13 protein-coding genes are annotated in these 20,097 nt (G+C 35.7%); 11 read left to right on the forward strand and 2 right to left on the reverse strand.

Annotated features, from left to right (window positions below):
* Window positions 1–20: 20 nt before the first annotated feature.
* Window positions 21–1,010: a fibronectin type III domain-containing protein gene (locus FYC62_RS02760; protein ID WP_149073828.1), complete on the reverse strand. Its 990-nt coding sequence runs from the start codon at window positions 1,008–1,010 to the stop codon at window positions 21–23.
* Window positions 1,011–1,396: 386 nt separating this feature from the next.
* On the opposite strand from FYC62_RS02760, the gene FYC62_RS02765 reads away from it, so the two are divergent.
* The 11 genes from FYC62_RS02765 to FYC62_RS02810 all read left to right on the forward strand — a co-directional run bounded on the left by FYC62_RS02765 (window position 1,397) and on the right by FYC62_RS02810 (window position 18,589).
* Window positions 1,397–4,567 carry a SusC/RagA family TonB-linked outer membrane protein gene (locus FYC62_RS02765; protein ID WP_149073829.1) on the forward strand — a complete coding sequence of 1,057 codons (3,171 nt, stop codon included), beginning with the start codon at window positions 1,397–1,399 and terminating at the stop codon, window positions 4,565–4,567.
* Window positions 4,568–4,591: 24 nt separating this feature from the next.
* Complete coding sequence (locus FYC62_RS17200) at window positions 4,592–4,843, forward strand: hypothetical protein (RefSeq protein ID WP_205943761.1); 252 nt, start codon at window positions 4,592–4,594, stop codon at window positions 4,841–4,843.
* Between the two features lie 8 nt (window positions 4,844–4,851).
* Complete coding sequence (locus FYC62_RS02770; protein WP_205943762.1) at window positions 4,852–6,126, forward strand: RagB/SusD family nutrient uptake outer membrane protein; 1,275 nt, start codon at window positions 4,852–4,854, stop codon at window positions 6,124–6,126.
* Window positions 6,127–6,204: 78 nt separating this feature from the next.
* Window positions 6,205–7,266 carry a glycoside hydrolase family 43 protein gene (locus FYC62_RS02775; protein ID WP_149073830.1) on the forward strand — a complete coding sequence of 354 codons (1,062 nt, stop codon included), beginning with the start codon at window positions 6,205–6,207 and terminating at the stop codon, window positions 7,264–7,266.
* A 1-nt stretch (window position 7,267) separates the two neighbouring features.
* A complete protein-coding gene (locus tag FYC62_RS02780; protein ID WP_240534791.1) occupies window positions 7,268–8,359 on the forward strand; it encodes a glycoside hydrolase family 43 protein in 1,092 nt (363 codons plus the stop codon).
* On the forward strand, window positions 8,337–9,386 hold the full coding sequence (locus FYC62_RS02785; RefSeq protein ID WP_240534792.1) for a cellulase family glycosylhydrolase: 1,050 nt from the start codon (window positions 8,337–8,339) through the stop codon (window positions 9,384–9,386). The genes FYC62_RS02780 and FYC62_RS02785 overlap by 23 nt, the downstream gene beginning before the upstream one ends.
* Before the next feature lie 73 nt (window positions 9,387–9,459).
* A complete protein-coding gene (locus FYC62_RS02790) occupies window positions 9,460–13,503 on the forward strand; it encodes a hybrid sensor histidine kinase/response regulator transcription factor (protein WP_149073831.1) in 4,044 nt (1,347 codons plus the stop codon).
* Complete coding sequence (locus tag FYC62_RS02795) at window positions 13,503–14,657, forward strand: aldose epimerase family protein (protein ID WP_240534793.1); 1,155 nt, start codon at window positions 13,503–13,505, stop codon at window positions 14,655–14,657. Before FYC62_RS02790 ends, FYC62_RS02795 begins: the two co-directional genes overlap by 1 nt.
* 105 nt (window positions 14,658–14,762) lie before the next feature.
* Window positions 14,763–15,062, forward strand: coding sequence for a hypothetical protein (locus FYC62_RS17005; RefSeq protein ID WP_168199360.1), 300 nt, complete (start codon window positions 14,763–14,765; stop codon window positions 15,060–15,062).
* A 156-nt stretch (window positions 15,063–15,218) separates the two neighbouring features.
* Window positions 15,219–17,054, forward strand: coding sequence for a DNA topoisomerase 3 (locus FYC62_RS02805; protein ID WP_149073832.1), 1,836 nt, complete (start codon window positions 15,219–15,221; stop codon window positions 17,052–17,054).
* A 173-nt stretch (window positions 17,055–17,227) separates the two neighbouring features.
* The gene (locus FYC62_RS02810; protein WP_149073833.1) at window positions 17,228–18,589 is read left to right on the forward strand and encodes a pyridoxal-phosphate dependent enzyme; all 1,362 of its coding nucleotides are present in this window, start codon (window positions 17,228–17,230) and stop codon (window positions 18,587–18,589) included.
* A gap of 167 nt (window positions 18,590–18,756) precedes the next feature.
* Here the strand turns inward: FYC62_RS02810 and FYC62_RS02815 are convergent, their stop codons facing one another.
* Window positions 18,757–20,094, reverse strand: a complete 1,338-nt coding sequence (locus FYC62_RS02815; protein ID WP_149073834.1) for a sigma-54-dependent transcriptional regulator — start codon at window positions 20,092–20,094, stop codon at window positions 18,757–18,759.
* Window positions 20,095–20,097 lie beyond the last annotated feature (3 nt).

A 20,097-nucleotide genomic window follows, 5' to 3' on the forward strand; every position in this document is an offset into this window, starting at 1 on the left:
AGAAAAAAAACCATCAACAGTTATATTTCTGATAAATGTACCTTGATAATTGTACTGAAAAATCTTGTTTTGCAGATTACCATATTGAAATATTGCATAAATATTTTTTTAGAATCTATTTGTATAGTAACTATTGAACCATTTTCTGAGTTTTCTTGCTTCCAGTTAGCATTTAGAGTTTCAGGATTTATCGATAGTAATAGGCCTCTATTTGTGCCTAATAAAATTTCTTGATTTGATATATGATAAACAGTATTTATTTTGTGATTAGTTAAATCTGGTAAATTTATTTTTGTTATTAATTCTCCTGTAAAGGTATTTAATCTAAAAATATAGCTCCCGGCAAATACCATAGCCTCTGTTTCATTATGGTTTAATAAAATGTTATTTCTTGTATTATCTGTAATTCCATGATCTATAGCCGATATAATTCTGTACCATAAAAAGTTGCCATCTTTGTCAATACGGAAAACTAATAATTTAAAGCCATCATTTTGATAATCGTTTGTATGAATCAGATGTCTAACAAAAATGTGTCCGCCGTCATTAGATTTAATAAATCCTATAGGACCACCTATTCTAGAATAGCTATGTATGTTATATTCTTGGTATAATTTACCGTCATTTGTTTGAACCTTTTCTGGTAAAGTTTTGGCTAATATTTCTTTTTCTATTTTAAGATTATCTGTAACCAAAGCAATAACTTTAATTTTATACTCTTCTTCCGCTCTTAACTTAATTAAACTGTATTTGTTGCTTTTAACACCTTCAGCAACTTTTTTTTCATTCACATAAATGCTGTATGTGATAGGTTTAAAATGCGAGCTAAGAGAATTAGTCCAACTTATTTCTATGAAATTTGTACTAACTGATGATACCTCTAACTCAAAATCTGATAACTCTTCTTTTTCTTCAACAAAAAAATCTTCAGTTATTAAATTCGTTTTTTTACAAGCTAATAAAGAAAGAGTTAATATAAAGCATATTAATCTCTGATTAATGTTTAACATAGGTTAATAGGAAATTTGTTTACAAGATAGAATTTTATCAAATAATTTTAAAATTTTAAAATTGAAACTTTAAGAAAAATTGCTCTACCTTATTTCTTGAATGAGGATAGTCCTAAAAGATTTATAAAACCTCTGTTTGGAGCTCAATTAGAGTATTAATCCACTCTTCATGGATTAATATCATCAATTTTTACAAAAATAGACACAAATTTTATAGCCTTAAAGCTTTAAGTAAGCGTCCTTTGGTTTAAGCAAATCAGGTAAAATCCCATATAGCTGATTGCGGTAACCAATTATTTTATAACTTAAGAAAGGAGGGCTTCATAAAACAATACATTTTACTTCTCTTATTTAAACAATAAACTAATCATAAAATTAATAAACCAATGATGAGATTAATAAAAATACTAACAGTTTTTAATGATACGTATAGGCTAAAATGGCCTCTTAAACTTGCACTTGTTGCAGGCCTCGTTTCTTTTGGATATCATCCAAGTTTTGCAACGAGTAGAATATCAAATAAAGTAACCATACAAAATACAAATGTAAAGGGTAAAATAGTTGATAAAGCTGGTTTACCATTACCTGGGGTAAGTGTTAAAATTAAAAATACCAATGTAGGGGCGGTTTCAGATGTAAACGGAAACTATAGCATCAACATTCCTGATAACAATGCCGTTCTTGTTTTTTCTTATTTGGGCTTTTTAAGTCAGGAAATTGCTGTTAATGGCAGAGTAAATATCAATATCACTTTAGAGGAAGATGTAAAAGCTTTACAAGAGGTGGTGGTTATTGGTTACCAAACCATTAGAAAAAGAGATGTAACAGGTGCTTCAACATCTATTGATACAGACAATACAGAGAAATTAGTAGCTCGCTCTGTTCCTGAAGCATTACAAGGTTTATCGCCAGGTGTAGCCGTAAGAAATGGTGGTGCGCCAGGGCAAGAAGCAGTGGTTAACATCAGAGGTTTAGCAACTTTTGGTAATGCTAATCCGCTTTATGTGATAGATGGGATGTTTGCAGACCCCAATACTACCGTTAACCCTAATGATATTGCTGATATACAAATTTTAAAAGATGCATCGGCAGCAGCTATTTACGGTTCAAGAGCAGGTAACGGCGTTATCATCATCACAACAAAAAAAGGTAAAGAGGGTACGCCAAAAATTTCTGTAAGCTCAAGATATAGCATCTCACAAATTCCTAAGAAGTATGACATGATGAATGGTGCCGAGTATGCAGCTACCAATGCCAGAGCTTATACCAATTCTGGTATTCCATTACAACCGGGTGTAGCTAATTATAATGGTAGTATAGATACAGATTGGGCAAATGAACTTTTACAAACAGGTGCTGTTCAAGATTTTAATGCAAGTATTTCTGGTGGTTCGGCAACATCTTCTTATTTAATATCTGCCGGATATTTTAAAGACGAAGGAACTTTAATAGCTCGTGATTTTGATAGAAAATCACTTCGTATCAATACAGAATCAACCAAAGGGAAATTCAAATTTGGGGAGAACTTTGCCTTATCAACTTCTAATTTAAACGCACCTTTTCAGGGTGGTTTTGCAGAGGGCAACCCTTGGTATGATATGTGGTCTAGTGTGCCTTTAATACCTGTTAGAAGCAATAGTTTGATAAGTGCCAACAACCCAGGCGGATGGGGTTATGGAGATAATGGTAACATCAATACCTTTTCACGTAACCAAGTGGCAATAGCCAACATAACTTCGGTAAACAGCAATTTTGTTAAATTATTAGGTAATGCTTTTTTAGAGTATAAAATTTTAGATGGCCTAAGCTATAAATTTAATGCAGGTTTAGAAACCAGTTTCGATAAATCAAAAGCGGTAAGAAGAGATGGCTCTTGGTATCAAAATCAGTCGCCAGATTTTAGCAGATTAACAGATAACAGATCTCAATTTTTAAGCTATTTGTTTGAGCACACGCTTAATTTTAACTACAACATTAAGAAACATCGTTTTAACGGAGTAGTGGGTTATACCGAGCAAACCACACAAATAGATAATACTTTAGGTAGCGGTTTAAGATTATCTCAATTTGGAGGTAATTATTTTACTACTTTAAATTCTACCAGCGGTATACCTGGCGATAGAACATCATCAGGTGGTTTAACTAAGTTTTTGCTTAATTCTGTTTTAGGGAGGTTAAATTACAATTACGACGACCGTTACCTAGCCACATTTACGTTTAGGGCCGATAAAGATTCTAGATTTTCTGAAAAATTTAGAACAGGTTATTTCCCTTCTGTGGCTTTAGCATGGAGATTATCTCAGGAAGATTTCTTTAAAGTAGATTGGATTTCTGATTTAAAATTAAGAGGTTCTTATGGGGTGTTAGGGGTTAATACTTTAGGTGCTTACCAATTCACAGGCTTCTTAAATCAGGCTCCAAGCGTGGTTTTTGGGCCAAATCAGCAAGTTTTTCCTGGTGCTACACAAGCCAGATTGGTTTTTGAAGATTTAAGATGGGAAGAGAAAGAAACCACCAACTTGGGTATAGATGCAGCATTGTTTGATAACCGTTTTAGGGTAGCTATTGATGCATTCCGTTCGGTATCAAGAGATGTGTTGGTAGGGCAGCCATTGCCGCAATATTTAGGAAACTTACAAGGAGACCCTATTGTAAATATTGGTTCTATAGAGAATAAAGGTTTAGAGTTTGAGTTAGGCTATCGTCCAAAATTAATTGGAGCATTTAAATGGGATGTTGCGGCAAACCTTAGTTTCATCAGAAATAAAGTTTTAGAACTGGGAAATCTGGGGATAGATTTAGCTACGGGTTTACCTAGAGCTTATATTCCATCAGGGGTTACACGTACTCAGGTAGGTCGTTCAATAGGAGAATATTATGTATTGAAAACCGATGGTATCTTCCAAAATCAAGCAGAGATTGACGCTCATAGAGCGCAAAGGGCTTATGCTAAACCGGGCGATATTCGCTATGTTAATGCTGTAGATGGCGGGACAAATGATGATATCAATGAGTTTGACAGGGTATTTGCAGGTTCGCCTTTCCCTAAATTCACTACAGGTTTACAATTTAACTCGGCTTACAAAAATTTCAGCTTAAGCATGCAGTTTTATGGCGCTTTTGGTCATAAACTATATAACGATGTTTTAAGAGATTTAGATAGCTATGGTAATTCTAATTACAGAAGAGATATTAATCCATGGACACCTTCCAATACCAATACCAGTTTCCCAAGATTAGGCTATCAATTTGCACCTAATGATAGAGGTATAAATGAAAATGCCAGAGCAGATTCTGACAGATGGATTGAAGATGGCTCTTTCCTGAGGTTACGTAATATAGAGCTAGGTTATAATATCCCTACTAAATTTCTTGAAAAAGCAAAAATTGGAAATGCCAGAGTTTATTTAAGTGGGCAAAACCTCTTTACCATTACCAATTACCAAGGTTTAGACCCTGATGTTGTTGGTGCCGATGTAAACCTGCAACCTGGTGTAGATAACGGAAATTATCCATCATCAAGAATTTTATCATTTGGTTTAAGTGTGGGCTTTTAATCTCGAACCTTTAAAAAGAAAATCATGAAAAAATATATCACGATATTAACATTAGCTCTTATAGTCCTCTCGGGATGTAAAAGAGATTTTAATGAAGTTAACCCTAATGCACCAACCATTGCCAGTTTCTGGCGAAATGCCGATGATGCTGTTAAAGGTGTAAATGCTGCTTATGGTACTTTTTATAGAACACCCGGACTTTACTCTCGTTGGATTTATTATCACGGGATATTAAAATCTGATGAAGGTTTTGGTTCTGGAGGAGATGGGGCCTAAACAACCTGATGCGTTTTAACCAAACCAATTATAATGACGGTTTAACTTCTTTAACGTGGGAAACTTTATTTGTTGGTGTTTTTAGAGCTAACCAGGTTATTGCCAATGTTCCAAACATAGAAATGGATGAAACCTTAAAGAAAAGAGTAATAGCAGAAGCTAAATTTTTAAGAGCGCTTTTCTATTTCAACTTAACTTTATACTTTGGCAACCCACCTTTATTATTAACGCCATCGCAACCTACAGATGTACCGCCTAATGCAACTACGGCAGAGGCTTATGCACAAGTTGCTAAGGATTTAAACGAGGCTATTCCAGATTTACCACTTTCTTATAGCGGAGATGATTTAGGAAGAGCAACCAGAGGTGCAGCTTATGCTTTATTGGGCAAAACGCATTTACAACAAAAACAGTATCAATTAGCTTTTAACGCTTTTGATTGGCTAATTACAGGACCTGGTGCTGCTATTTATCGTTTAACCACCAATTACAGAGACAACTTTATCATCAGCAGAGAAAACAATGAAGAGTCTATTTTCGAGATTCAGTTTAATGAAAATCAGGCAGAAAATACAGATGATGACGTAGATGAAAGTCGTGTTAATAATACCGGGACTTCTATTTCTCAGTTTTTTGCCCCTCCGGGAGTTGGCTTTTCTGATGGTGGAGCCCGTAGATGGTTGATAGATGAATTTTTACAAGAGCAAACTACCACTGGGCAAAGAGACCCACGTTTAGCAGCTTCACTCATCTATAACTTTACCAATCCGGCTGGCCCACAAGCAACCATGGTTTATGGTAGAAGCTTTGCAGACCGTTATGGTAATGGTCCCGATGCTAATGGCGTTTGGTTTAGAAAATTATTGAACGACCATTGGAAAGATCAAGAAGGTTTTAGATCGCCAAACAATTACAGGTTAATACGTTTTGCCGATGTTTTATTGATGCAAGCAGAATGTTTAAATGGTTTAAATAGAACGTCTGATGCTTATCCTTTGGTAGATAGGGTTAGACAAAGAGCAGGTTTAGCGCCTTTATCTGTTGCCAAGCCAGGTTTAAACCAAACACAATTCTTAACCCAACTTAAACACGAGCGTATTGTGGAACTAGCAGGAGAAGGCTGGCGTTGGGCAGATTTATTAAGATGGGGAGACTTAGGGCCTGCATTAGCAAGCAGAGATGCTGATTTTACAAACTTTGAAGTTGGGAAACACGAGCTATACCCTATACCACAAAGGGATATAGACTTAAATCCAAATTTGAAACAAAACCCAAGATACTAGTATAAAATAATAGGCTTAATAGGTTTAGGCATCCTCCAAAAGAGCCAAACTTATTAAGCCGTTTTAAAACAAGAAATAATGAATGTAAGAGTGATTTTTAGAATTTATATAGTTTATTCATTAGTTTTTTGGTTAGGATGTAAAAGTAGTGATAAACCTGTTGTAGAGCCTTTTGTGCCACCACAGGAAACTACTTTTACAAATCCTTTAATTACCGGTGCAGACCCATCAGTTTACCAAAAAGATGGTACTTATTATTACATGCATACGGTAGGAAATGCTATCAGATTATGGAAAACAGATGCGATGTCTAAAATTTCATCAGCGCAAGCGGTAACCGTTTTTACACCAACTACCGGGCAGCCTAACTCAAGAAATATTTGGGCACCAGAACTATTCTTTTTAGATAACAAATGGTATATCTATTACACAGCGGGTAATGGCGAGGACAGAACACAGCGTACATGGGTGCTTGAAAATAGCAATGCAGACCCAACTACCGGAACCTGGATAAATAAAGGAAGAATTTTTAATGCCGATACAGATTTTTGGGCTATTGATGGTACCGTTTTAGAACATAATGGCCAAAGGTATTTTCTTTGGTGTGGTAGGCCAGATCCCAATAATGCAGATTTAACACAAAACATTTACATCGCAAAGATGACCAATCCCTGGACCTTGGAGGGCTCATCTACCCGTTTAACTACGCCACAATTTGCTTGGGAGAGAAATGGTTTTGGTGTTAATGAAGCTCCTCAGGTTTTAACCATCAATAACAAAGTGTTTATGGTTTATTCTGCAAGTTTTTGCGGAACAGATGATTACGCATTAGGGATGATGAGTTTAAATGATGGCGGTAATCCTCTCAATTTAAACGATTGGGTTAAGCGCAATCAGCCTGTTTTTACTAAAAAGCCACAAAGTGGAGCTTACGGGCCAGGGCATAATTCTTTTTTTAAATCGCCAGATGGCAACGAAAGCTGGATGATTTACCATGCAAATAGTAATCCTAACCAAGGTTGCGCAGAACAAAGAAACGTGAGGATGCAAAAGATTACGATAGGTACAGATGGCTTCCCAAATTTTGGAGAACCTGTAGCTATAGGGTTACAAATTACAAAACCTTCAGGAGAGAAATAATATGAAAATACAATCTAAATATATACACGGTTACGTATGGGTGTTGATGCTATTCTTTTGGTACCAGCCCCTAAAAGCTCAAACATTTACTAATCCATTGCTAGAGGCCGGTGCAGACCCTTGGAGTATTTATAAGGATGGTTATTACTACTATACCCATACTTTACAAGACAGCATTGTAATTTGGAAAACCAAGAATTTATCTGAATTAAAAACCGCAGAAAGAAAAACCATTTTTGTTCCTCCGGCAGGAACCAACTATTCTAAAGAAATATGGGCACCAGAAATTCACTTTATTGAAGGTAAATGGTATGTCTATTTCGCTGCTGATGATGGTAATAATCAAAACCATAGAATGTATGTTCTGGAAAATAATGCTGCCAATCCTTTTGATGGAAATTGGGTATTTAAAGGAAAAGTACATGACAAAACAGATAAATGGGCTATAGATGGCTCTGTATTTTACCACAAAAATAAATTGTATATGGTGTGGTCTGGTTGGGAGGGAGATACCAATGGAAAGCAAGAAATTTTTATTGCCAAAATGAAAAACCCTTATACCATAAAAGGGAAACGCTATAAAATATCAACACCACAATTAACATGGGAGCTACATGGAGATTTAAACGACCCTAACAACCCGCCACATGTAGCCGTAAATGAAGGTCCGCAAATCCTGAAAAATGGAGATAAAACCTTTATCATTTACTCGGCAAGCGGTTGTTGGACAGATTTTTATGCCTTAGGGATGCTTAGCTTAACAGGTAAAAACATCCGTAAAGCTAGTTCTTGGGAGAAAAATCAACAACCTGTTTTTAAGCAATCGCCAGAAAATGGCGTGTATGCACCGGGGCATAATTCTTTCTTTAAATCTCCTGACGGTACAGAAGACTGGATATTGTACCATGCAAATTCGGCTCCGGGGCAAGGTTGCGGTGGGCACAGATCGCCACGGGCACAAAAGTTCACTTGGAATGCAGATGGTACACCCAACTTTAGCATTCCTGTTAAGGCAGGCATAGCACAAAAAATCCCTCTGAAAATAAATAGGAAACAAAATTTTAGCAGATATGAAAAGGAAAAACATCATTAAACTGATACTCTTATTCTTGTGTTTAAGCGGCACCATCAAAGCACAAGACACTACCGTAAGTGTTATTGGCAAAGTTTGGCCAATAGAAAAAGCAAAAGCTTGGTATAGTAAACATAAATGGATAAACGGTGCAGATTTTTTACCAAGTACCGCTATCAATCAATTAGAAATGTGGCAGGCCGAAACTTTTGACCCTGCTACCATAGATAAAGAATTGGCTTGGGCAAAAAACATTGGCTTTAACACCATGCGAGTATATTTACATAGCATAGCTTGGGAAAAAGATCCATTGGGTTTTAAAAATAGGGTAGGTCAATACCTCTCCATAGCTCAAAAGCATGGTATCAAAACCATATTTGTGTTTTTTGATGATTGCTGGAACAAACAAGGCTTTGCAGGCAAACAGCCAGAACCTAAAGTAGGTATCCATAATTCTGGTTGGGTACAAGACCCCGGAGACCCTGCCTCTAAAAATGCCAGTAATTTTCCGGCATTAGAGAAATATGTTAAAGATGTGATGACGCATTTTAAAACCGATGAAAGGATATTATTATGGGATTTGTATAATGAACCGGGCAACTCTGGTAAACTAAATACATCATTCCCATTATTAAAAAGCGTTATAACTTGGGCTAGGGCAGTAGAACCACAGCAACCTATAAGTATTGGTCTTTGGGCATGGAATTTTCATGCATTAAATGCCATGCAAGCTTTAAACTCTGATATCATCACCTATCACAATTACGAAGAGCCAGATTTGCATAAAAGAGTAATAGATATGTTAAAAGCTTTTGGCAGACCCATGATATGTACCGAATATATGGCAAGAACAAGAAATAGCAGATTTGCGAACATTATGCCGATGCTTAAAAGAGAAAATATAGGCGCCATAAACTGGGGTTTGGTGGCCGGTAAATCTAATACCATTTATGCTTGGGATACACCTTTAGAAAACGGAGCGCAACCTATAGAATGGTTTCATGATATCTTCAAAAAGATGGTACACCTTACCGTAACGATGAAGTAGAGTTGATTAAAAAGTTAAACGAAATCAAGTAAATGCATTAACTTAGAAGATACACTATTTAAAGCCAATTTTAATGCCTCAATATTTCTTAAAATCATGTTTTGTATGGATACTCTTGTTTTTTATAGGGTTTCAAAATGCTTTTGCACAAAAAATGTTTTTCAGAAATTATACCGTTTCAGACGGTTTATGCGCCAATACCATTTGGGATATAGCGCAAGACGAGCAGGGCTTTATGTGGTTTGGTACTAAATATGGCCTAAATAGGTTTGATGGTTACGAGTTTAAATCTTTTCAGTTTAACAAAAATGTAGCGGGCACTATTGGGAACAACTTCATCAGGAAGATTTTTAAATACGATAAGTTTACCTTTTGGATAGGTACCGATGAAGGCATCTACATTTTTGATTTAAAAACAGAAAAATTTAAACTTTTTGAACCCTTAGGGAAGATATTTATCAATGACATTTTTAGGTCTAAAAAAGGCCAAATTTGGATAGCGACCAAAGAAAAAGGCGTTTATAGCTATCAGCCTAGTTCAGAAAAACTGATTCAGTTTAGTCATCGCCCAAAGGTAAATAACAGTATTTCATCTAATGAAGTATCAAAAATTATTGAAGATAAGGCAGGGCATATCTGGATAGGTACTTATGGTAAGGGTTTAGATGTACTTAATCCCAAAACCAGAGTTATGAAGCATTATAAAGCTTCTTCTGCACCCGGAAGCCTATCTAATGATGTTATTTTAGATTTATATCTTGACCATGAAGGGCATATTTGGGTGGGCACCATGTCTGGTGGACTTAACCTATGGGACGAGAAAGCCCAGAAATTTAAGGTTTATCAAAAATCTGGCAAGCAAAGTATCAGTGATAATATTGTAAGAAGTATCTATCAGCCAAAACCAGGGCTTCTTTATTTAGCAACAGAAAAAGGGCTCAATATCTTTGATATCAAAAGCAATAAATTTGTTAATTATCAAAATAAAAATAACGACCCCTACAGTTTAAGCGATGATGCAGTTTACCGAGTTTTTAAAGACAAAGAAGGTGGTATTTGGATTGGTACTTATTTTGGTGGTTTAAACTATTATCATGAAAAAGCCCTCGGTTTAGAGTATTATTACCCTTCTGGGGTAAGCAATTCGCTTTCTGGTAATGCCGTAAGTGCTTTTTTAGAAACCAAAAATGGAAATTTTTGGATAGGTACAGAAGATGGCGGCTTAAACTTGTTCAATAAGACTGATAAGACTTTTCAGAAATATCCTTTTAGTAAAAGTCAGGATTCTCTTTCTTACCATAATATTCATGCCCTTTATGAAGATAAAGCTGGCCATATCTGGATAGGGATGTATACCGGTGGTTTGGATATTCTTAATCCCAAAACCGGAAAAATAAAGCGCTATAAAAGTAAACCATCAAACCCAAAAACCTTAAGTGATAATAGCGTTTATGCCATTGATGAAGACCGCGAAGGAAGAATTTGGGTATCCACCATATCGGGCTTAAACCTGTACCATCCAGAGAGCGATTCTTTTATCCGTATAAAAGAAAAATATTTAGCTAAAAGCTGTATCTATCAGGTGTATCAAGATAAAGATTTGGTTTTATGGATAGCTACTTATGATAATGGCTTAATCAAAATTGATAAAAAAGGTAAGCTTAAACAATACGCCTATGCCCCCAAAGAGGGCGCTATAAGTTCTAATAAAGTTATTTCTATTTTAGATGATGATAAAGGCAATTTATGGCTAGGTACTGATGGTGGTGGCTTAAACGTTTTTAATAAAAAAACAGAGGAATTTACCGTTTACGACGAACGTTTTGGTATTACCACAGATGTAGTTTATGGAGTGCTTAAAGATGAAAAATCTAACCTTTGGATATCTTCCAATAGTGGCATTTTTGAGATCAATACCCTTAACAATACCACTCGTAATTTTGGACGATGGGATAACCTGCAAAGCCAGCAATACAACTACAAATCTTATTATAAAAGTAAAGATGGTAAGCTGTATTTTGGAGGTATAAATGGGTTTAATGCCTTTTATCCGCAGAAAATTAAAACTGCCACACAGCCTGCTAAGGTAGCATTTACCAATTTCCAATTGTTTAATAAGGATATTGATTTATCAGACGAGGATAGCCCTATCAAGCAAACCATAAATTTTGCTCAAAATATAGTCCTTAAGCATAATCAGTCTGTTATCAGTATAGAGTATGCAGCTCTAAGCTATGTTTCGCCAAACAAAATCAGGTATTCTTTCATTATGGATGGTTTTGATAAAGATTGGAATAATGTTGGCTCGCAAAGAAAAGCTACTTATACCAATTTACCCGCCGGAGATTATGTTTTTAAAGTTAGAGAATCTGATACCGCAACTGGAAATATCACCAATATCTCTACCGTACAATTAACCATTTTACCACCCTTTTATAAAACCATTTGGGCTTATATGGTTTACGCCATTTTAGCCATCTTATCCTTTATACTCTTTAAAAAATACGCTACAGAAAAAGCTAGAAAAGAAAATGAAATTAAGCTAGAGCGATTAAAAAATAAAAGCGAGCAAGATTTTTACAAGCAAAAGATTGAGTTCTTTACAGCAATGGCACATGAAATTAGAACGCCTCTTTCTTTAATTATTGCGCCATTAGAAAGGTTATTAGGCAAAAAACAAAAAGACCCAGAAAGCGAAGAGCAACTTCAAATTATGGAAGAAAACTCTGATAGACTGTTAACCTTGGTTAACCAGCTGTTAGATTTTAGAAGAATAGAAAGCGATATTTTTGAGATACACAAAGAACAAATAGAGCTTGTTTCTTTCATCAATAATTTAAAAGAGCGTTTTTCTTCTATTTCTTATCAAAAAGGCGTGGATTTTTCTTTAGAAACTGCTCACCAACATTTAGAAATGATGGCAGACCCAGAAGCCTTGATGAAAATCATGAGCAACCTCTTAATTAATGCTTTTAAGTTTACCAGAAAAAAAGTCAGCATAAGCATTAACGCGGTAGAAATGATAGATAACCAAGCTATGGTTTCTATTTCTATTGAGGATGACGGTATTGGTATACCTAAAGATCAAATCAACTCGATTTTCACCAAGTTCTTTAAGGTAAGCACAGCAGAACATCAATACAGTAATTTAGGCGGTACGGGTATAGGTTTGGCATTAGCTAAATCATTGATAGAAAAGCATCAAGGAAAATTATTGGTAGATAGCCAGGAGGGTTTAAAAACTGTTTTTACCATTTTAATTCCTTTTCAGGAGAAAGAAGAAATACAAAACGCTTTAGATAGGGTTGAAGAACTAGAATCAGAACAACATGATGGTAAACCAGTTGTTTTGGTAGTAGAAGATGATCAATCTTTACTTAATTTCTTGTCTCAAAGTTTGGTTTCAGAAGGTTATCATCCTATTAAAGCTAGTAACGGGCAAGAAGGTCTAAAACTATTAGAACAACATCATGTAGATTTAATTATTTCTGATGTGATGATGCCTGTAATGGACGGCATAAGCTTTTGTAAAGAGGTTAAAAACGATATCAATTACAGTCATTTACCTATTATTTTACTTACAGCAAAAACCAATTCAGATGCAGAAATAGAAGGTTTAGAAAGTGGTGCCGATGCATATATTGCTAAACCTTTTAAATGGAAGCAATTATCTTTAATAGCCCGTAATTTAATAGAGCTTCAGGCAAATTTAAAACAGCGTTTTGCGCAACACCCTTTTGAGAGTACAGAAATTTTAGCATCGGGTACTAAAGATAAAAAGTTCTTAAATAAGCTTATAGAAGCTATAGAGGTGCGTATATCAGACCCATTACTTTCTGTAGAAGAGCTAGGTAAAGAACTGGGTTTAAGTAGGTCAAGCTTGTATAAAAAAGTAAAAGGTATGACAGGCCATGTACCTAATGAGTTCATCAGAATTATAAGACTTAAGAATGCTGCTAAACTATTAACTACCCAAGATTATAATATCTCTGAGGTTGGTTATATGGTTGGCTTTAGCTCGCATTCTTACTTTTCTAAATGCTTTTATCAGCAATTTAAATTAACCCCAACAGAATTTGCCGACCAGCATCGAACAACAATTCAAACTAATACTTAATGAAAATGAATATTTTAAAAATAAGCTTTATGGTTATGTTAGCTTCGCTGATATATGCTTGCCAACAACCCAAAACAACACAAAATAGTACACAAGAACAGCTGCCTCACTACGCAGCAGCTTTTGATACCTTGATAGATGGAAAAGAAGTTAAATGCTATCAGTTAATCAATAAGAATAAGATGAAAGCCGTATTTACTAATTATGGCGGTAGGTTGGTGAGTTTATTAATCCCCACACAAGACACTTCTTTTGTAGATGTTGTGGTAGGCTTTAAAAGTATTGATGATTATATAACATCTACAGAACCTTATTTTGGGGCTACCATTGGGCGTTACGGCAACCGTATTGCAAAAGGTAAATTCTCTATAGATGGGGTCAATTATCAGTTGGCTATAAATAATCCTCCCAATAGTTTACATGGCGGTAAAAAAGGTTTTCAATATGTAGCTTGGGATGCTAAACAAATAGATAATCAAACTTTAGAACTTAGCTATCTATCTCCAGATATGGAAGAAGGATACCCTGGTAATCTAGCTGTTAAAGTAATATATAAGCTTAATGATGATAATGAGTTAATGATGCAATATGAAGCATCAACAGATAAGAAAACTGTTGTTAATTTAACCAATCATGCTTTCTTTAATTTGAATGGCGAGGGAAGCGGAGATATCTTAAACCATCAATTACAAATAAACGCTAAAGCTTTTACGCCTGTAGACAGCACTTTAATACCTACCGGAGAAATAGCACTTGTGAAAAATACTCCTTTTGATTTTACGGAGCTAACAGCTATTGGAGCCAGCATTAATCTGCCTGATGAGCAGCTGAAAAATGGTAAAGGTTATGACCATAACTATGTCTTACAAAGCAAACCATCAGAAAAAATGATTTTGGCGGCTAAAGTTATTGGCAATAAAACTTCTATTACCATGGAAGTTTTTACAACCGAGCCAGGTTTACAATTTTATAGTGGCAATTTTATGATGGGTAAAAACATATTTAAAAGCGGCGCTAGAGACGATTTTAGGACAGCATTTTGTCTAGAAACACAACACTTTCCAGATGCTCCAAATCAGCCAGCTTTTCCTTCTACTTTATTAAAACCTGGGGAGCTTTATAAAACACAGTCTAAATATCGTTTTAGCTGGTAAGTGATGATTTTTTAAATGCTATTTGCTTTTTGCATGGTAATTGTATATTCCTAAATGTCTAAAATGAAGACATCTAATTAATCACTATCTATAAAAACAAACATCATGGAAAATCAAAATCAAAACGAGTTTAATGAACAAACTCAAGGTCAACCGGGAGAAAGAAACAACGATCAAGAAAACGAAAACAATCCAAGAGTTTTTGAAGAAGCAGGGGAAGAAGATGAAGATATTGGCCCTGTAAACGAAGACGAGTCTGTGTTGCCAGAAGAGTACGATGAAGATGCAGAGGAAGAAATTATGGAAGAAGATGGCGAAGACTTTGGCGAGGACGATGAGTTAGAAGACGATGAGTTGTTGGATGACGAAGAGGAAGAGGAAAACGATAGTCAGTCTAGTATCTAAAGGTTTAAAAATCTGATTTAAAAGGCTTGTAGCAATACAGGCCTTTTTGCGTTTAAAGAGGTGCTTAAAAAATCCACAATCAAGAAATTTATTCACATTAACTCGCTTAATCAATTATTATCATAAGATTTGTACCCTTATCAGTATAAATCTTAAATGAAACTTGTAATAGCCGAAAAACCATCTGTAGCCCGCGAACTCGCTAAAGTTTTTGGAGCCACCAATAAAAAAGGTGGTTATATAGAAGGAAAAGGCTATAGTTTTACTTGGGCTTTTGGGCATTTATTGCAATTGGCACCTCCACAAGATTATGGCTTTTACGGTTGGAAGCAACAAAACTTACCTATGCTTCCGCATAAATTTAAGCTGGCCGTAAGGAAAATTAAAACCAAAGATGGGCTAGTAGAAGACCCTGCGGTAAGAAAGCAATTAGATGTGATAAAAGCCTTGTTTGATGAGTGTACAGAGATTATAGTGGCTACCGATGCTGGGCGAGAAGGAGAGCTTATTTTTAGATACATTTACTACTACCTGAAATGTAAAAAGCCATTCCGCCGTTTATGGATTTCTTCTCAAACGGATGCTGCTATTAAAGATGGTTTTAGAAATCTTAAACCTGGTTCTGATTATGATACGCTATTTAATTCTGCCCATTGCCGCTCAGAGTCTGATTGGTTGGTAGGTATGAATGCTACCCAAGCATTAAGTATCTCGGCAGGAAACAAAGCCGTACTTTCTTTAGGAAGGGTGCAAACGCCAACCCTAGCCATGATTTGCCAACGTTACCTCGAAATTCAACAATTTGTACCTCAAATATATTTTCAGGTAGCTATACAATTAAATAAAGATGGTCATCTTTTTAGAGCCATTTCTGCGGTTAATTACAAAAGTAAAGAAGAGGCAGAAATCGTTTTAGGTCAGGTTTTAGATGTTGCAGCTGGGCATCCCACAGGCGGGCATATTGTAAAAGTAGAAGCGAAAGCTAAAAAAGAACCACCACCTTTACTGCATGATTTAAGTAGCTTACAGCAGGAAGCTAATAAGAAAAAAGGTTACACGGCAGACCAAACGCTAGGTATCTTACAGCAATTGTATGAAAGTAAATTGGTTACCTATCCGCGTACCGGAAGTAGATACATAGGAGATGATATTTATGCAGGTATACCAGCTTTAATTGCCAAATACCAGCAGCATCCACAATTTGGTAAACAGGCCGAGTATTTAGCCACCATAAAGCTGAATAAGCGAAGTGTAAATGCTAAAAAGGTAACAGACCACCACGCTATTTTACCAACAGGCGAAAATGCAGGCTATTTATCAGAAGATAAGCAAGCTGTTTATGATATGGTAGTTGGGCGTATGTTAGAAGCTTTTCATCAAGAATGTATCAAAGAAACTACTAAAATTAGCGTAAGCTCGGGGGCTGATTTTATTGCCAACGGTACGGTGATACAATCTGCTGGTTGGCGTTCTGTTTTTAATGACCCTGATGATGAAAAGAAAGAAGGCGAAAATGCTTCTTTGCCTAAAGTGCTTAAAGACGAGTACTTACCTGTTACCAATAAAGCAGTTTTAGAAAAGCAAACCAAGCCAAAACCTTTGTATAACGAAGCTACTTTACTAAAAGCACTGGAAACTTGTGGTAAAGATATAGAAGATGAAGAGTTGCGTTACGCCATGAAAGAAAGTGGTTTAGGCACACCTGCTACCCGGGCTTCTATCATAGAAACACTAATTAAACGAGATTATATTGCTAGAGAGAAAAAGAATTTAGTGCCTACTAAAAAAGGCTTAGCCGTTTATGAGGTGGTAAAAGATAAAAAAATAGCACATGCAGAACTTACAGGACAATGGGAAAAGCGTTTAGAAGAAATAAGGTCTGGTGCTTCCGTTCAAGATTTTAAGGCAGAAATAACCGCTTATACCAAAACCATTACGCAAGAGTTATTAGCAGCAGGGCAGGGCTTACATCAAGTTTTGCAAGAGGCTTAAATTTATATCCCTATTTTTAGGGGATCATTTTCATTTTATAGGCTTTAAATTAGATTATCGCATAGTAACCATTAATACCTGCCTCAGTTCTCTTTCAGAACTGGGGCTTTTTTATGCATAAGATTATTACAGAAATAGCAATTTATCGTAAACATAAATCGTTAAATTAGTCTATGTGGTATAATAATATTCTCGAAACCATAGGAAATACTCCTTTGGTAAAGCTTAACAAAATAACTAAAGATATTGATGCTACTGTTTTAGCAAAAATAGAAACAACCAATCCCGGTAATTCTATTAAAGACCGTATGGCTTTAAAAATGATTGAAGATGCCGAGAAAAGTGGTAAGCTTAAACCAGGTGGAACTATTATAGAAGGAACATCAGGAAATACAGGCATGGGCTTGGCCATTGCAGCAGTTATCAAAGGCTATAAATGTATTTTTACCACTACAGATAAGCAATCAAAAGAAAAGGTTGATGCTTTAAAGGCCTTTGGGGCCGAAGTTATTGTTTGCCCAACGGATGTTGAACCAGAAGACCCACGTTCTTATTATGCTGTTTCTAGCAGGTTAGAGCGTGAGACACCAAATTCTTGGAAGCCCAATCAATACGATAATTTATCAAATTCTATAGCTCATTATGAGCAAACCGGACCAGAAATTTGGGAGCAAACAGAAGGGAAAATCACCCATTTGGTAGTAGGTGTAGGTACAGGCGGTACAATTTCTGGTGCGGGTAAATATTTGAAAGAGAAAAATCCGGATATTAAATTATGGGGTATAGATACCTATGGTTCTGTATTTAAAAAGTATAAAGAAACCGGCATATTTGATGAAAAGGAGGTTTATCCCTACATCACCGAGGGTATTGGAGAAGACTTTCTACCCAAAAACGTTGATTTTGATTTAATTGATTTATTTGAAAAAGTTACCGATAAAGACGCCGCTTTAATGACACGGGAAATTGCTCGTAAAGAGGGTATTTTCGCAGGTAATTCTGCCGGTGCTGCTATTGCTGGTTTACTACAATTAAAGCATCATCTTAAAAAAGATGATGTGGTGGTGGTTATTTTTCATGATCATGGCTCACGATACATGGGGAAAATGTATAATGATGATTGGTTGCGTGAGCGAGGCTTTTTACAGGATGAAAAATTAACGGCAAAATCTATCCTTGCAAAAAGAGAAAAACAAGAAATGGTCACTATTGATAGCGATAAAACAGTTCTGGAAGCTATAAATGCTATGAAAATTTTAAATATTTCTCAAATCCCGATGACACAGCAAGGTATGGTTATAGGTAAAATTACCGAAGGTGATTTACTTAATGCTTTGTTAGAAAATCCGTCTATAAAGTCGGCTAAAGTAGAATCTATTGCAACTGCATCTTTCCCTTTTGTAGATTTAAAGACTTCAATAGATAAAATCTCTGGGATGATTAATAAAGAAAACTCAGCAGTTTTAGTTGAGGATGAAACAGGAACAATAGAAATCATCACCCAATACGATATTATTAATGCTATTTCGGGTTAACTGAAGTAGAAAAGTGCCGAGTATAAAGTAGAAAGAGCCTAAAAAGTGCCTAGGGCTGGCCGCCTATGAGGACGGAGAGGTTTGTGCATGAATGCCTAATTTTGAAATATGAACTAGCCTCCGATTCTGTTGAGTCTGCCGCGAACTTATCATTTAAATATCATCATTTAATCAATCTCATAACGCTCAATTTTAGCATAAAGCGTTTTTCTATCAATATTTAAAAGCTTAGCTGCTTTAGATTTGTTATAGCGTACTTTTTCTAAAGTTTGCGTAATCAATAACTTCTCATTTTGCTCGTTAATAGCTTTTAAATCTGATGTAGGCTTTTGCTGAATAGTTTGTTGCCTGTTTACGGTAAATAACATTTCATCTGGTAAAGAGCTTACTTCTGCCGTTTCATTAGGGCTTAAAAGTACCATTCTCTTAATCACGTTTTTAAGCTCTCTTAAATTTCCTGGCCAAGAGTAACGCAATAATAAATCTTTAACCTCTGGTGATAGCTCTTTTACATTCCGCTGCAATTCCTGATTAGAAAGTTGGATAAAATGAGCAATAAAAAGCTCTAAATCTTTTCCTCTTTCTCTTAAAGGAGGCAATTGAATTTTAAACTCGTTTAAACGATGATAAAGATCTTCTCTAAAATCTCCACGAGCAACGCTATCCGTTAAATCATCGTTGGTAGCGGTTAAAATTCTAACATCAACTTTAATTTGTTTGGTACTTCCTAAAGGCTGTATGGTTCTTTCTTGCAAAGCCCTAAGTAGTTTTACTTGTACTTCGTAACTTAAATTGCCAACTTCATCTAAAAATAAAGTACCACCATTAGCAACTTCAAACTGACCTTTTTTATCCTGCAAAGCACCTGTAAAAGCACCTTTAACATGCCCGAAAAGCTCGCTAGCGGCTAAATCTTTAGATAAAGCACCACAATCTATCGCTATAAAAGGTTTATGGTTTCTGTTGCTTTGGGTATGAATGGTTCTTGCAGCATATTCTTTTCCTGTTCCGCTTTCCCCTTGGATAATGACCGACATATCCGTTGGGGCAACTAAATCTATATAACGGTATAGTTTATGAGCCTCTGGGCTGTTGCCTTTAATAATGTTACTGGGGCTAGCGCTTTTTTTAGGTAAGCTTTCAACTTTCTTATTTAAAGCATTACTCATAATCATGAGTAATTCATCGGGGTTAACAGGTTTGGTGATATAATCAAAAGCGCCTAAACGCATCGCTTTAACAGCTGTTGGTACATCGTTAAAACTGGTCATGATGATAGCAGAAATACCAAGATTTTTACTGGCAACGTGGTTTAAAATATCTAAACCTGTACCATCCGGTAAACGGTAATCTAACAATAATAGGTCAAAAGAATTTTCATCAAGTAGTTTAAGTCCGCTTTTAATAGTGTTTGCAGCCTCTACTGTGTGTTGGTGTTTTTTTAAAAAACCTTGTAAAAGTTGTGAAAATGTAATATCGTCTTCAACGATAAGTATTTTTGCCATAAA

The sequence above is a fragment of the Pedobacter aquae genome, from assembly GCF_008195825.1.
In the GTDB taxonomy this organism is placed as follows: Bacteria; Bacteroidota; Bacteroidia; order Sphingobacteriales; family Sphingobacteriaceae; genus Pseudopedobacter; species Pseudopedobacter aquae.

Coding starts and splice junctions, on each gene's coding strand:
- FYC62_RS02790 (WP_149073831.1), top strand. CDS start 9,460: ATGCCTCAATATTTCTTAAAATCATGTTTTGTATGGATACTCTTGTTT.
- FYC62_RS17200 (WP_205943761.1), top strand. CDS start 4,592: ATGAAAAAATATATCACGATATTAACATTAGCTCTTATAGTCCTCTCG.
- FYC62_RS02805 (WP_149073832.1), top strand. CDS start 15,219: ATGAAACTTGTAATAGCCGAAAAACCATCTGTAGCCCGCGAACTCGCT.
- FYC62_RS02775 (WP_149073830.1), top strand. CDS start 6,205: ATGAATGTAAGAGTGATTTTTAGAATTTATATAGTTTATTCATTAGTT.
- FYC62_RS02780 (WP_240534791.1), top strand. CDS start 7,268: ATGAAAATACAATCTAAATATATACACGGTTACGTATGGGTGTTGATG.
- FYC62_RS02785 (WP_240534792.1), top strand. CDS start 8,337: ATGAAAAGGAAAAACATCATTAAACTGATACTCTTATTCTTGTGTTTA.
- FYC62_RS02770 (WP_205943762.1), top strand. CDS start 4,852: ATGCGTTTTAACCAAACCAATTATAATGACGGTTTAACTTCTTTAACG.
- FYC62_RS17005 (WP_168199360.1), top strand. CDS start 14,763: ATGGAAAATCAAAATCAAAACGAGTTTAATGAACAAACTCAAGGTCAA.
- FYC62_RS02815 (WP_149073834.1), bottom strand. CDS start 20,094: ATGGCAAAAATACTTATCGTTGAAGACGATATTACATTTTCACAACTT.
- FYC62_RS02795 (WP_240534793.1), top strand. CDS start 13,503: ATGAAAATGAATATTTTAAAAATAAGCTTTATGGTTATGTTAGCTTCG.
- FYC62_RS02765 (WP_149073829.1), top strand. CDS start 1,397: ATGATGAGATTAATAAAAATACTAACAGTTTTTAATGATACGTATAGG.
- FYC62_RS02810 (WP_149073833.1), top strand. CDS start 17,228: ATGTGGTATAATAATATTCTCGAAACCATAGGAAATACTCCTTTGGTA.
- FYC62_RS02760 (WP_149073828.1), bottom strand. CDS start 1,010: ATGTTAAACATTAATCAGAGATTAATATGCTTTATATTAACTCTTTCT.